Origin of the sequence: Lentzea sp. NPDC005914, from assembly GCF_040629405.1 — a bacterium.
Classification (GTDB): Bacteria; Actinomycetota; Actinomycetes; order Mycobacteriales; family Pseudonocardiaceae; genus Lentzea.
In genome coordinates, this window is the sequence record NZ_JBEXVQ010000003.1 from 360,221 (window position 1) to 373,047 (window position 12,827).

The window sequence follows — 12,827 nt, forward strand, 5'->3', positions numbered from 1 at the left end:
GGCGGGTCGACTCTCCCGGCCCAGGCCATGAAATTCCTTGTCGTGCAACAGGATGGTCGTCTCAATTCTGTCCGGAAGCAAGGGCGGCCAACTGGTCCGCGTATTCGATGCGTGCGATCCAGTCCGCCGGCCAAGCAGCCAGACCGTGTGCGGCGCCCGCGAACGCCCCGGCCAGCGCGGCGATCGAGTCGGAGTCGCCACTGGTTCGCGCGGCCCGCACCAGACATCGCACCGGGTCGTCGGCGTGCCGGATCGCGCAGAGCAGACCGGTCGCCAACGCCTCCTCGGCGATCCAGCCCTCGCCGGTGGCAAGGCACGCGTCCAGGCCGTCGTCAGGCCGGGCGAGGGCAGTTACCAGCCGCTCGAGGACCGCGACGCACTCGTCCCAGCCGCGGGCGATGAAGTCCGCGGGTGTGGTCGCCCCCGGCATCTGCCACAGGGATCCCAGCCAGTCCTCCAGGTAGATCGAGCGTCGTTCACCGCAGCGGGCCAGCAACGCGGCGGGCACGTCGGTCAGGTCGGCGCCGTCGACCAGCAGTCGCGTCGCGTAGGCGGTGAGCTCGGACGCGGCCAGCGCCGTGGGGTGACCGTGGGTCATCGCGGCCTGCAGTTGCGACACCCCGGCGAGCACGTCGAGGTCGAGCCCGGCCACCAACCCCACCGGGGTCACCCGCATGTTCGCGCCGCATCCCTTGGACCCTGCGATGGTCGCCTCCACCCACGGCGCACCTTCCGCCAGCCCACCGCACGCCCGTAGACACGTCATGCCAGGCGCACGATTGTTCTCCGGGCTGTGCGCCCAAGCGACGAACTGCTTCCGCAACCGCGGCTCGAGTGCGTCGGCGGTGTACCGGTCGACGCCGTGCAGCGCCCTCGCGACTGCGAGCGCCATCTGCGTGTCATCGGTGACCAATGCGGGATCACCCACCAGATCGTCCGGCCCGGCGGAACCGAACTCCCGATCGATCTCCGCAACGGCCAGAAATTCCGTCGGCCGGCCGAGCGCGTCCCCGAAAGCCAACCCGTACAACGATCCCGCGACTCTGTCCACAGCCCAACCCTGCTGTCGGCCCGCAGCAGACATCGGCCGTTCTCACCGAAACAGCACAGCCGTAGCGCTATCGTGGCCGCGTGAATCCGCCGCTGGCAGGGAAACGTCCTTGGGTGAGCGTGCTCCTGCGAGGTGTTGGCGGACGGCCCGGAGTGCTCGTCGAACTGGTCCTCCTGGTGCTCTGGTTTCTGGTCTTCCTGCGGCTGGATGCCGCTGTGGGCAAGGACTTCGCGGCCGCCACCGCCAACGCGCAGACCCTCCAGTCCGCGGAACACGCGCTGCACATCGACGTCGAGCTGAGCGCGAACCGTTGGCTGGCAGGGAATCCGGCCCTCAGTCAGCTGGCGGTGTACCTGTACCGGCTGTACTACGCGGTGGTCCTCGGCGTGCTGGTGTGGACGTTCGTCCAGCACGCCGAGGTCTATCGGAAGGTTCGCCGGACGATGGTCGCGATGATGGCTCTCGTCCTGCCGGTGTACTGGGCGGTGCCGATGTCGCCGCCGCGGTTCGCACTGCCGGGTGCCGTCGACATTGTTGCCAGGTACGACATCCTGCACCAGGCGTCGCAGGAGCGGTGGACACATCCCAGCCACCACACGGCCATGCCCAGCATGCACGTGGGCTGGTCGCTGTGGTGCGCCTTCGCCGTGTGGACCGCGCTGCGGGGCACGCATCCGCGGCTGGCGTTGTTGGCGTGGTTGTTCCCGCTGGCCATGGCGGCGGACGTGCTCGGCACGGGCAACCACTACGTTCTCGACATCGTGGGCAGCGTCGCGCTGCTAGGTCTTTCCGTCGTCGCAGCGTCGGCGTGGGGCCGCTTCACCGCACGGCGGGAATGAAGAATCCACCCGGAGATATTCTTTCCACAAAACAGGGAAATCCCGATGCTATTCCGGGAATAGCCGGACAGTATCCATCCACAATGGATCAACTAGTTTGCGAAGGCCTGGCTCGGATGGGTACCGCGACTGCGCCGGGCCCACCAATCACCGCGCACGACACCTGCTCGGAAGCGCCGATACTCCGCCCGCAGATGTGTGGCCCGCGTGAAGTTAGCGTTCACAAAGTCGTCTGAACCCACCCGTGCGCATGGCCGTATCAATCCTTGTACGCCCCTTTCTGTCGTGCGAGGTGATCCCGGATGCGTTCCACGCACACGACCGATCCGGAGCTCGACGGAAAAGACGGCGTCGTCATGAGCAGCCACCGCGTGACACCGGGCAGGATGGCGAGTTTCGCCACGTCGGTAAAAGGACTGCTGGGCGCCGCTTCCAGATCACAGGGGTATCTCGATGGCAGAATGGAGAAAGCATCCGACGCGACCTGGCTGGTCATCTGCTGGTTCGACAGCGCGGAGAGCGCCGCCGAGTGGAGCCGTTCGCGGTCTCACGCGACGTGGCGCGAGTACGTCGGCCGGTTCGCCACCCGAGTCGAACCGCCGGCACCACCCGCGCAGGCACCCGCACCACCGAGCCCTCCACCGCGGTGGAAGACCGCCCTGGTGACGTTGATCGGCGTGTTCCCGGCGGTGCTGCTGGTCAACGTCACCGTCATCCCGCGGGTCACGGGCCTGCCGCTCCTGGTGCGCACGCTCGTGCTGTGCGTGTGCGTGACGGGGCTGATGACCTGGGTGCTCATGCCGCAGGTGATGAAGGTGCTCGGCCCGTGGCTGCGCCGGAGCGGCGTCCCCGCAGCGGCGGACCGAGCACCTGAACCCGACCAGCCCGACGCGGCGCCCACCTCGATCTCGTCCACTTCGACCTGGCGTGGCCTTCAGTCCCCTTGAACCCGCCGCCCCCGAGCACCGGAGCGTATTCGTGCGGACTCTCCTCATCGACAACCACGACTCCTACACGTACAACCTGTTCCACCTCGTCGCGAGCGTGAACGGGGAAGAACCCCTCGTGCTGCGCAACGACGACCCGGAGCTCGCCAGGTTGTCGTTCGGCGACGTGGACAACGTGGTGATCTCCCCCGGCCCCGGCCGGCCGGGCAGGAGCCGGGACCTCGCCGGGGCGACCAGGTTCCTTGACCAGGACGTGCTGCCGGTGCTCGGCGTATGCCTCGGCCATCAGGGCCTCGGGTTCCTCGCGGGAGCGCGGGTCACGCTGGCACCGAAGGCCCGCCACGGCCACCCGACCGTGATCACGCACGACGGCAGCGACCTGTTCGAGGGCATACCGCAGGGGTTCACGGCCGTGCGCTACCACTCCTTACACGTGCCCGAACCGCTGCCGCCCGGACTCGAAGCCACGGCGTGGGCGGAGGACGGCGTGCTGATGGGGCTGCGGCACCGCTCCCGGCCGCAGTGGGGCGTGCAGTTCCACCCCGAGTCGATCCTCACCGAGTGGGGCACCCGGCTGCTCGCCAACTTCCGCGAGCTGTCCGAGGCGGCCAGACCGTCCGTCACCGTGCGCGGTCCGGCAAGACCGTTGGCGGACAACGAGAGCGTGGTGCCCCGGCACACGGGCCATCGTTTGCACACCGCTGTGCACCAAGGGGTCGTCGATCCCGAGCAGGTGTTCGCGGCACTGCATTCCGGGTCGGACCGCGCGTTCTGGCTCGACGGCGCCGGAGCGGGCGAGCGCGGGGCGCGGTTCTCCTACCTGGGCGACGACACCGGCCCGCTCGCCGAGTACTGCAGCTACGACGTGCGGACGGGAGTGGTGACCGCGGAGCGCGCGGGCCGGGAGACCAGTGTGCGCGACGACATCTTCGCCTACCTGCGGCGCGGTCTGAAAGATCGCGCACACGCCCAGCCGGATCTCCCGTTCGACTTCACCTGCGGATGGGTCGGGTACTTCGGCTACGAGCTCAAGGCGGCACTCGGTGGCAAGGCCGCCCACCGCAGCAGCACGCCGGACGCAGCCTGGTTGTTCGCCGACCGCGTCATCGTCATCGACCATCAGGAACACACGGCACATCTGCTCTGCCTGGCCGAGGACACGCGTTCGGCCCACGACGAGGCCGCCGGCTGGATCGACGCCACGCTCGCTTTCCTCTCCTCGCTGTCGTCGCACGAGGCGCCGGTGAGGTCGTGGCCGCACGACGAGGACGCCGTGGAGGTCACCGAACGCTGGCTGCTGCGCCAGGGAGACGACTACCGCACCGATGTCGTTGCCTGCCAGGAACAACTGCGCGCCGGCGAGAGCTACGAGATCTGCCTGACCACGGCGGTCGAACTGCCCGCGACGTGCGCGTCCGCCGACTACTACCGGATGCTGCGCCGGGTCAACCCCGCGCCGTACTCCGCCTACCTGCGCTTCGGCGAGGTCGACGTGGCCAGCTCCTCGCCGGAGCGGTTTCTCCGCGTCGGCGCCGACGGTGTCGTGCAGGCCGAACCGATCAAGGGCACGGCTGCCCGAGGGGCGACCCCGGAAGAGGACGCCGCACTGCGCGACGGACTGGCCGTCGACCCGAAGACACGCGCGGAGAACCTGATGATCGTCGACCTCCTGCGCAACGACCTGGGACGCGTGTGCCAGGTCGGCACCGTGCAAGTGCCGGAGCTGATGGCCACGCGCACGTACCGGACCGTGCACCAGCTCGTGTCGACGGTGCGGGGCGAGCTGAGGCCGGGACTGGACGCGCTGGACTGCGTGCGCGCCTGTTTCCCCGGCGGGTCGATGACCGGCGCGCCCAAGGAACGCACGATGGAGATCATCGACGACCTGGAGACGAGTGCCAGGGGCGTGTACTCCGGCGCGCTGGGTTTCCTGAGCTGCAACGGATCCGCCGACCTGAGCATCGTCATCCGCACCGCGGTCTTCTCGGCCGGGCGGGTGCGGATCGGCGCGGGCGGCGCCGTCGTGCTGGGTTCCGACCCCGACGGCGAGTACCAGGAGATGCTGCTCAAGCTGGCCGCGCCGATGCGGGCGTACTGGAGTTCCGGCGCGCACCGGCCCGCCGCCGTGCTGTCCGCCGACCCACGCGTGCACCGGCGAGGCAGGCACGCGCGCCGCCGTCGCCGTGCCACCGCGATCGGCGCGGAGGTGGAGGCCGGATGATGAGCAGAGTCCACAACGCGGCCCTCGCACTGGCGACGCACGCCGACCGGGCCGGCTGGTCGAACCGGCCCGCCTACTTCGCCGGCGACGACGTGTGGTCGCACGGCCAGATCCACGATCTCGCCGCACGAGCTGCCGGCGTTCTGCACGACCGAGGGGTCAGCAGGGGCGATCACGTGCTGCTCGCCGCGCCGGACAGTGCCGCGTGGGTCGTCGCCTTCCTGGCGATCACCCGGCTGGGCGCGGTGGCCGTGTTGGTGAACCCCGAGCTCACCGCCGCCGACCACCGGCTGCTGCTGGCCGACAGCGTCCCCCGCGCCTGCGTGACGGACCCGGCACTGGAGGAACGCTTCTCCGGCCACGGGTGGATCGACGTCGATCACCTGCTCGACCAGGCCTGGACGACCGCGGCCGGACCCGCCGCCAACGTCACGCCGTCCAGCCCGCTCTACGTGCAGTACACCTCCGGCACCACCGGTCACCCGAAAGGCGTTGTCCACACGCACAAGGACCTCGTCCTGTACGGCACCTCGGTGGGACGTGAGGTGCTGCGCATCGGCATCGGCGACGTCGCGCTCTCGGTGTCGAAGATGTTCTGGGCGTACGGCTTGGGCAACGCACTCGCGTTCCCGCTCCATTCGGGTTCGTCCGCGGTGCTCACGCCACACCGGCCGGGCGCGGACGAGATCGTCAGCCTGATAGCCCGGCACCGGGTGAACCTCCTGTACTCCGTGCCCTCTTCCTACGCCGCACTGGCGTCCGCTGAGGCGCACGCGGCGCTGAGTTCCTTGCGTGCGGCGGTGTCCGCCGGCGAGCCCCTGCCGGAGTCACTAGGCGGACGGCTGCGCGACGAGCTGGGAATCGAGGTGCTGGAGCAGATCGGGTCCACCGAGGCCGGGCACGCGTTCTGCGCCAACGGGATCGGCGACAACACTCCCGGCACGCTGGGCCACCCAGTGCCCGGCTGGGAGATGCAGGTGCGCGACGGGCAGGCCCTTGCGGCGGAGGGCGAACTGTGGGTGCGCGGCCCGACGTTGTTCTCCCACTACCTCAACCAGCCGGACCTCACCCGCGGCACGCTGGTCGACGGCTGGCTCGCCACCCACGACCGGGTTCGCCGCAACCCCGACGGCACGCTGAGCCATCTCGGCCGCACCGACGACATGGAGTTGGTCGGCGGGATCTCCCTGTCCCCGCTGGAGATCGAGGGCGTGCTGGCGGCACATCCGCTGGTGCGCGAGGCCGCCGTCGCCGCGGTGCTCGACCACCAGGACGCCTCCCGGCTGCGGGCGTTCGTCGTCCCGGCACACCATTCACCGGGGCTGGAGGACGAACTGATCACCTGGACCAGGTCCCGGCTCCCCGCATTCAAGGTCCCCCGCACCGTGCGGCTCGTGCGGCAGCTGCCGCGCACCGCCACCGGCAAGTTGCGCCGGCACGTGGTGCGCACCGGATCCTGGTAACCAAGGAGTTTCCCCTTGCAGCAAAAGCTCTTCGCCGGCAGCGGTTTCTACATCGGACAGATGTTCCGCGAGGCGGCCATCCGTCACGGTGCCGTACCGGTCATCCTCGATCGCCGGCTGGACGTGGCTCCCGGCACCGGACTGCAGCACACCTACCGCTCACTCGCCGATCTCGTCGACCGGTTGGCGGACCAGCTCTACACGGCCGGAGCGAGACCAGCGAGCCACGTCGTGATCCACAAGCGCGACAACGCGGACATCGCGTTGCTCGGCTGTGCCGTGTCCCGTCTTGGTGCGGTGCCGGTTCTGTTGTCACCGGGCCTCGACGCCACCGCCGTGGGCATTCTGCTCGGCAGGCTCGACCGGCCGATGCTCGTCACGGACGCCGAGACGCTGTCCCGGCTGATGGAGGACACGGACATCGCCAGGCTGACCAGCGAGCGCGTCCTCGTCAGCTCGCTCGCCGACCTGAAAGTGACCCGGCGTGCCACACCGGTCCGGCTGCATCCCGACGAGCCCGCGTTGATCACGCACAGCTCGGGCACGACCGACGTGCCGAAGCTCGCCGTGCACTGCGCCCGCGCGTTGTGGAACAGGTTGGTGCCGCAGAAGGTCATGGCGTTGCCCGTGCGTGGGGAGACTGCGGCCTTCTGCATGTCGTTCGTCCACTCGCGCTTCTACCACGCGCTCGGCACGTTCCTGTCCAGCGGAAGCCGCCTGCTCCTGCTGGTGGACCACGACCCCGCCTCGGTCGGGCCGCTGCTGGCGCGCTGGCGGCCGGGCGTCGTGGAAACGCACCCCAACACGTTCGTGCTGTGGGAGGAGCTGGCCGACGCCCCTGGAGCGCCGCTGCGCAACGTCCGGTGCTTCAGCAGCACCTTCGACGCCATCCACCCGCGCACGGTGCAGCGTCTGCTCGGCGCGTCGCAACGACGCGGGAAGTACCTCATGCAGCTCTACGGGCAGAGCGAGACCGGACCGGTGTCCGTGCGCGTGTTCACCGAACGTGGTGCGGCGCGCGGCAACGGGCGACTGGTCGGCGTCGGCATCCCCGGTTTCACCCAGGTCCGGATCACCGACGACTCCGGCGCCCCGGTACCGCGGGGCACGACCGGGCACATCGAGGCCCGCACCCGTGGGCGGATCGTCACCTACCAGGGCGCTCAGGACAGGTACGACGCGCAGGTCAACGGACGCTGGTGGCGCATGGGCGACATGGGCACCCGCAACTGGTGGGGCGGCCTGAACCTGATCGACCGCGAGATCGACCAGATCGACGAGGTGGACAGCAACCTGCGGATCGAGGACGTGCTGATGTCGCGGCTCGACGAGCTGCGCGAGGTGGTCGTGGTTCCCGGCCCGGACGGCGTCGCGGTGCCCGTGGTGTGCACCCGCAGCGGTGCGCCGCTGGCACCGGACCGCTGGCAACGCGCGACGGCCGGCCTCCCGGCCCTGGGCGCACCCCGGCAGTGGGACTTCGACGACCTGCCCAGGACGTCGACGTGGAAGATCAAGCGCGTGGCGCTCGCCCGGTTGATCGCCGCCGACGACAGCGTGGTGGCCCATGGCTGACGAGGACCCGGTGATCGTCGTGGGCGCCGGTCCGGTCGGGCTCTTCGCGGCACTGGCCCTGCGTGCTCACCGGGTGCCCGTCGTGCTGCTCGAAGCCGACCCCGCCGACCGGCACCGCGCTGGCAGCCGCGCGCTCTACGTGCACGGGAAGTCGTTGACACTGCTGGAATTCATCAGCCCGGGACTGGGATCGGAACTCGCGGCACGGGGCGTGCTGTGGAACGTCCGCCGCACGCTGTACCGCGGGCGGGAGGTCTACGCCAGGGAGTTCCCGCCGCACGACCCCGCGCGCGGCCTGCCGCCGTTCACCAGCCTGCGGCAGAGCGAGACCGAACGGGTCCTGCTCGACGCCTGCGCACGGGCGGGCGTGGACGTGCGGTGGAACCACCCGGTCACCGAGGTCGTGGCCCACTCCGGTGGCGTCACCGTCGCCACCGCCGACGGCGAGACCTGGTCCGGAACCCACCTCGTGGGAGCCGACGGCGCCAGGTCGATCGTGCGCAAGTGCACGGGCACCTCGCTGGGAGGTTCGGCGGCCGAAGGGTTCCACGTGGTCGTCGACGTCCGCGACGAGCCCGGCGGCACACCGAGTCTGGAACGGGTGATGCACTACGAGCACCCCGCCGCGGATGGTCGTGGCGTGCTCGTTGTGCCGTACGCCAAGGGTTTCCAGGTCGACGTCCAGAGCCGGGCCGGCGATGATCCGGACGTCATGGCCTCGCCGCAGGAGGTGGAGCGGTGGCTGCCCGAGCTGATCGGACCGACGCCGCCCGAGCGCGTCACGGCGCTCTCGGTCTACCGGTTCCTGCAGCTGATCGCCGATGACTTCACCGATCCGCACCGCCGGATACTGCTCGTGGGCGAGGCCGCTCACCTGTTCCCGCCGTTCGGTGCGCGCGGCATGAACAGCGGCTTCGTCGACGCGCACGCGGCGGCGGTGGCCATCGCCGTCGGCCGGCGGTCTCCCGCGGTGAACGCGGGCGCTGTCGCCGAGTTCGCCACGGCGAGGCGTGCGGCGGCCGAGGTCAACAGCGCCGCCGCGGGCGCGGCTCTGCGGCACCTGCGGCCGCCCGGCACCGCGGCTCGGTGGCGGCGACGGGCGGCAGCGTCACTGGCGCCCGTGGTGCCCCGGTTCGGTGAGTGGCTGGAACACGCCCCGTACGGGCCGCGTGCCGCGGTGAGGCGCTGAATGGCCGAGGAACTGCTGGTGGCCGACTCCTGGCTGGTGCTGGACGGGTCGGTGCGGTCGCTGGACCGGCACATCGGCAGGTTCACCCGGTCCTGTCTGGAGCTCGGTGTCGTCACGCCCGAGGACCTGGAACGGTTCTGGCACGAGACGATCTCCGCCGTGCCGCGCACGGGTGCGTGGTTCCCGCGGGTGGAGCTCGCGGGCGATCCGCCGTCGTTGCGCCTGCGGATCCGGCCCGCACCCGCCAGAGGCGACCACGTGCGGGTGTGGGTGCCGGACGTGCCCGACCACCGGCTTCATCCGGCCCGCAAAGGACCTGACCTCCTGGCGCTGGGCGACCTGCGAGCGTTGGCGGAGAACCACAACGCCCACGAGGCGCTGCTGCGGACCGCGGACGGCATCGTGGTCGAGGCGTCGAGCTCGTCCTTGTTGTGGTGGGAGGACGACGTTCTGTGCGCACCGCCCGAGGAGATCCCGGCGCTGCCGGGGACGACCGCCGGGCTCGTGCGGGACTTGGCCACAGCGCTGGGAATCCGGACAGCGCGGCGCGCCCGTCGCGTCGACGAACTGGCGGGCCGGGAGGTGTGGCTGCTCAACGCGCTGCACGGCATTCGCCTGGTGACCGCGTTCGTCGGATGCGACGCCGTTCCTGACAACGGCAAGCACTTCACGTCGTGGCGGGAACGGGTCGAACGGCTGCGGCTGCCGCTCGACCCGTCCGGTCCAGGACTGGTCTAGGACTGGGCTTGTCTAGGACTGGGCAGCGGGTGGAACCATGCGAGTGCTGATCGCGATGCGGTTGTACGCGTTGATCACGGTGCAGACCCAGATGAGCGCGGCGGTCCCGTCGTCGCCGAACTCGGTGGTGGCGGCCCGGTACACGTCGTCCGGCACCCGGTCGTCGTGCACCAGGGTGATCGCCTCGGCCAGTGCGAGCGCGGCCCTCTCCCGCGGGTCGAACAGCGTGGACGACCGCCAGGCGAACAGCGCGTCGAGCCGCTCCGCCGACTCGCCGCCGGTCCTGGCGTCACGGGCGTGCAGGTCGAGGCAGAACTCGCACCCGTTGATCTGCGAGACGCGCAGGCGCAGCAGCTCCAGCAGCGGGGCGGGCAGTCCCGCCTTCGCCGCGGAGTCCGCGGCCGCGAGGTGCAGTGCCCGCATCGCGGCGGACACGTCCGGGGTGACCGACTTCAGGTTCACCCGCGACTCAGTAGCGGTGGTCGACATACCTCAACCATAGCGAATACTTGTGAGATTTCCGTTGGTAGACAACAGAATCGTCCGCTGTATCCATTGTGGACTCAGCGCTCGTCGTGCTGCGTCAAGAATGACGCGAGCACGGCGCGTGCCGAGATGGCCGGCCGGCCGAGCAGGTTCTCCAGGGTCGGGTCCGTGACCGCGAACTGACCCGCTCGAGCCGCGCGGAACATGCCGAGCGTGAATTCGGCCGCGGCGGCCGGCATGCCCTGGCCGATCACCGCCTCCTTCCACTCCTCGTCGCCCACCACGACACGCGTGATCGTGCGCCCGGCGAGTTCGCTGAGAACCCTTGCCACATCGGAGAAGTCGAGCATCTCGGCGGCCGTCAGCGGTGGCGTCACCCCGTCCAGCACGCCAGGGCGCGTCAGGGCGATGACGTCCGCCTCGACGAGGTCGGCGTGCGCGGTCCACGAGACCGGTCCGTCCTGCGGGAGCCAGAACTCACCGGTCCGCAGCGCGGCGGGCACGTAGTGCTCGAAGGTGCTCGCGTAAAACCCGTGCCGCAGTGCCGTGTACGCGACACCCTGATCGGCCAGATGCTTCTCCGTCTCCGCGTGCTGACGCCCCGGGTCGAACAACGAGTCGGGCGAAGCCACCTGATGGCTGGTGTAGAGCACGCGCGCCGCACCCGATCGCACGGCCGCGTCGATCGCGGCCCTGTTCGCCCCGGCGGCCTGCGGACCCCGGATCGAGGCCGAGACGACGAGCACCTGGTCGGCGCCCTCGAAGGCGTGGTCCAGCCTCGCCGGTTCGGTGAAGTCGCCCGCGCGCACCCGAACCCCGCGGGCGGCCAGCACCGCGGCCTTGTCCGGGTCGCGCACGCTGACGCCGACGGTGTCAGCGGGAACGTGGTCGAGCAGCTTCTCGACGATCTTGTGGCCGAGCCGTCCGGTGGCTCCGGTGACGATGATCATGGCTTCCTCCAGCATGAACCAGTGATTCATCAAAACGCTACCACTGATCCGAACCACCGGTATCAAGATTTTGATATCGTTGATTCATGCTGGAGTCGCCCCCCGCCGACACCCGATCCGAGATCGTCACCGCCGCCGCACGCCTGCTCCGCACCGGCGGCTCCCGAGCGGTGACGACCCGTGCCGTCGCCGAGGAAGCAGGCGTACCGACTCCGACGATCTTCCGGCTCTTCGGCGACAAGGACGGCCTGCTGGAAGCCGTCGCCGAACACGTGCTGGCCGAGTACGTCGCCACCAAAGCGGCCAAGGCGTCCGACGAGAACGGCGACCCGGTCGAGGACCTGCGAGCCGCCTGGCGCGCACACATCGCCTTCAACCTCACCAATCCCGACGTGTTCCTGCTCCTCGTCGACCCCGCGCGGCTGCAACGCTCCCCCGCCACCACCGCGGGCACAGACGTACTGCGGGCCCGAGTCGCACGGGTCGCGGCCGCGGGACTGCTGAAGGTCTCCGAGACACGGGCCGTCGACATGATCCACGCCGCCGGCACCGGAGCAGCGCTCGCACAGCTGGGCCGGCCGGAGGAACACCGCGATCCCGGCCTCACCGACGCACTGCTCGACGCGGTGCTCGGCGAGATCCTCACCTCCGCACCGGTCCGGCACGGCTTCGAGCCCATCGCCGTCGCGGTCGCGTTCCTGGCCGCCCTGCCCCGGCTTCCCGAGCTCAGCGACGCGGAACGCACCCTTCTGTCCGAGTGGCTCACCCGCTCCATCAGCCGGATGCAGGACGGCCAGTCACCTCGCGGATGAGCCGACGTCCACGCGGTCGCAGCGGAGCCGCGTTCAGCGTTCCAGGCAGGTCCGAAGCCGGTGCAGGTCCGCGGTGATGTTCTTGCGCACCTGACGGGCCATCAGCGGCGTCGCCCAGCCGAAGGACCTTCCCGGCGACCCGCTCGCCCGGATCGCGACGAGCGTGCCGTCCGGCGCGTCGGCCAGCTCGTAGCGCACGGTCATCGGGAACGGGCGGTCCACCTTCATCTCCACGAGCCGGTCCGGTTCGTGCTCGGTCACGACGTAGCCGTAGACGAACTCGCGGCCGAGGAACTTCGCGGTGCGCTCGACGGTCGCGCCGCTGGTGAGCTGCCCCGGTCGCGCGGGCCGGCTGGACGTGATGCCGCCGGTCCACTCGAGATCGTGCGCGGGGTCGAACATGAACGCGGCGACCTCGTCGCGCGGCCGGTGCACGAGCACTTCCGGGCGGACGTCCACGGTCATCGCTCACTCACCTCCTGGTTCGCCAGATGGTCGCACGGAACCAGTGCTTGTGCGCTCCGTGCCAGCGGCCCGTGCGTGCTGTGCCAGCGCCCCG

12 protein-coding genes are annotated in these 12,827 nt (G+C 70.2%); 8 read left to right on the forward strand and 4 right to left on the reverse strand.

Translation table 11 applies throughout. The features are described 5' to 3' along the window. Positions 1 to 61 precede the first annotated feature (61 nt). Positions 62 to 1,051, reverse strand: coding sequence for an ADP-ribosylglycohydrolase family protein (locus ABZ345_RS06675; protein ID WP_359843684.1), 990 nt, complete (start codon positions 1,049 to 1,051; stop codon positions 62 to 64). Positions 1,052 to 1,164: 113 nt separating this feature from the next. Here ABZ345_RS06675 and ABZ345_RS06680 point away from each other — a divergent pair, with 113 nt between their 5' ends. The 7 genes from ABZ345_RS06680 to ABZ345_RS06710 all read left to right on the forward strand — a co-directional run bounded on the left by ABZ345_RS06680 (position 1,165) and on the right by ABZ345_RS06710 (position 10,020). Beyond that, positions 1,165 to 1,890, forward strand: coding sequence for a phosphatase PAP2 family protein (locus ABZ345_RS06680; RefSeq protein WP_359843686.1), 726 nt, complete (start codon positions 1,165 to 1,167; stop codon positions 1,888 to 1,890). Positions 1,891 to 2,192: 302 nt separating this feature from the next. Continuing rightward, positions 2,193 to 2,837, forward strand: a complete 645-nt coding sequence (locus ABZ345_RS06685; RefSeq protein ID WP_359843688.1) for a hypothetical protein — start codon at positions 2,193 to 2,195, stop codon at positions 2,835 to 2,837. A gap of 31 nt (positions 2,838 to 2,868) precedes the next feature. After that, a complete protein-coding gene (pabB, locus tag ABZ345_RS06690; RefSeq protein ID WP_359843690.1) occupies positions 2,869 to 5,058 on the forward strand; it encodes an aminodeoxychorismate synthase component I in 2,190 nt (729 codons plus the stop codon). Then, on the forward strand, positions 5,055 to 6,521 hold the full coding sequence (locus tag ABZ345_RS06695; protein WP_359843692.1) for an AMP-binding protein: 1,467 nt from the start codon (positions 5,055 to 5,057) through the stop codon (positions 6,519 to 6,521). Before pabB ends, ABZ345_RS06695 begins: the two co-directional genes overlap by 4 nt. Positions 6,522 to 6,536: 15 nt before the next feature. Then, a complete protein-coding gene (locus ABZ345_RS06700; RefSeq protein WP_359843694.1) occupies positions 6,537 to 8,093 on the forward strand; it encodes an AMP-binding protein in 1,557 nt (518 codons plus the stop codon). Next, positions 8,086 to 9,282 (forward strand): FAD-dependent monooxygenase, encoded by a 1,197-nt coding sequence (locus ABZ345_RS06705; protein ID WP_359843696.1) that lies wholly within the window; start codon positions 8,086 to 8,088, stop codon positions 9,280 to 9,282. Before ABZ345_RS06700 ends, ABZ345_RS06705 begins: the two co-directional genes overlap by 8 nt. Then, a complete protein-coding gene (locus ABZ345_RS06710; RefSeq protein ID WP_359843698.1) occupies positions 9,283 to 10,020 on the forward strand; it encodes an aminotransferase class IV in 738 nt (245 codons plus the stop codon). A gap of 12 nt (positions 10,021 to 10,032) precedes the next feature. On the opposite strand, the gene ABZ345_RS06715 is transcribed toward ABZ345_RS06710, so the two are convergent. Together ABZ345_RS06715 and ABZ345_RS06720 are read right to left on the reverse strand one after the other, a co-directional pair. Further along, entirely contained in the window at positions 10,033 to 10,509 is a 477-nt protein-coding gene (locus ABZ345_RS06715) for a carboxymuconolactone decarboxylase family protein (protein WP_359843699.1), read from the reverse strand. Between the two features lie 74 nt (positions 10,510 to 10,583). Further along, the gene (locus ABZ345_RS06720) at positions 10,584 to 11,486 is read right to left on the reverse strand and encodes an NAD(P)H-binding protein (RefSeq protein ID WP_359843701.1); all 903 of its coding nucleotides are present in this window, start codon (positions 11,484 to 11,486) and stop codon (positions 10,584 to 10,586) included. Between the two features lie 56 nt (positions 11,487 to 11,542). Here ABZ345_RS06720 and ABZ345_RS06725 point away from each other — a divergent pair, with 56 nt between their 5' ends. After that, positions 11,543 to 12,268: a TetR/AcrR family transcriptional regulator gene (locus ABZ345_RS06725; protein WP_359843703.1), complete on the forward strand. Its 726-nt coding sequence runs from the start codon at positions 11,543 to 11,545 to the stop codon at positions 12,266 to 12,268. A gap of 33 nt (positions 12,269 to 12,301) precedes the next feature. On the opposite strand, the gene ABZ345_RS06730 is transcribed toward ABZ345_RS06725, so the two are convergent. Next, entirely contained in the window at positions 12,302 to 12,733 is a 432-nt protein-coding gene (locus ABZ345_RS06730; RefSeq protein WP_359843705.1) for an SRPBCC family protein, read from the reverse strand. Between the last annotated feature and the right edge of the window lie 94 nt (positions 12,734 to 12,827).

Bases quoted from the DNA above. Each gene is read 5' to 3' on its own strand.
- ABZ345_RS06730 (WP_359843705.1), bottom strand. From the start codon at position 12,733: ATGACCGTGGACGTCCGCCCGGAAGTGCTCGTGCACCGGCCGCGCGAC.
- ABZ345_RS06725 (WP_359843703.1), top strand. From the start codon at position 11,543: ATGCTGGAGTCGCCCCCCGCCGACACCCGATCCGAGATCGTCACCGCC.
- ABZ345_RS06705 (WP_359843696.1), top strand. From the start codon at position 8,086: ATGGCTGACGAGGACCCGGTGATCGTCGTGGGCGCCGGTCCGGTCGGG.
- ABZ345_RS06685 (WP_359843688.1), top strand. From the start codon at position 2,193: ATGCGTTCCACGCACACGACCGATCCGGAGCTCGACGGAAAAGACGGC.
- ABZ345_RS06715 (WP_359843699.1), bottom strand. From the start codon at position 10,509: ATGTCGACCACCGCTACTGAGTCGCGGGTGAACCTGAAGTCGGTCACC.
- ABZ345_RS06695 (WP_359843692.1), top strand. From the start codon at position 5,055: ATGATGAGCAGAGTCCACAACGCGGCCCTCGCACTGGCGACGCACGCC.
- ABZ345_RS06720 (WP_359843701.1), bottom strand. From the start codon at position 11,486: ATGAATCACTGGTTCATGCTGGAGGAAGCCATGATCATCGTCACCGGA.
- ABZ345_RS06710 (WP_359843698.1), top strand. From the start codon at position 9,283: ATGGCCGAGGAACTGCTGGTGGCCGACTCCTGGCTGGTGCTGGACGGG.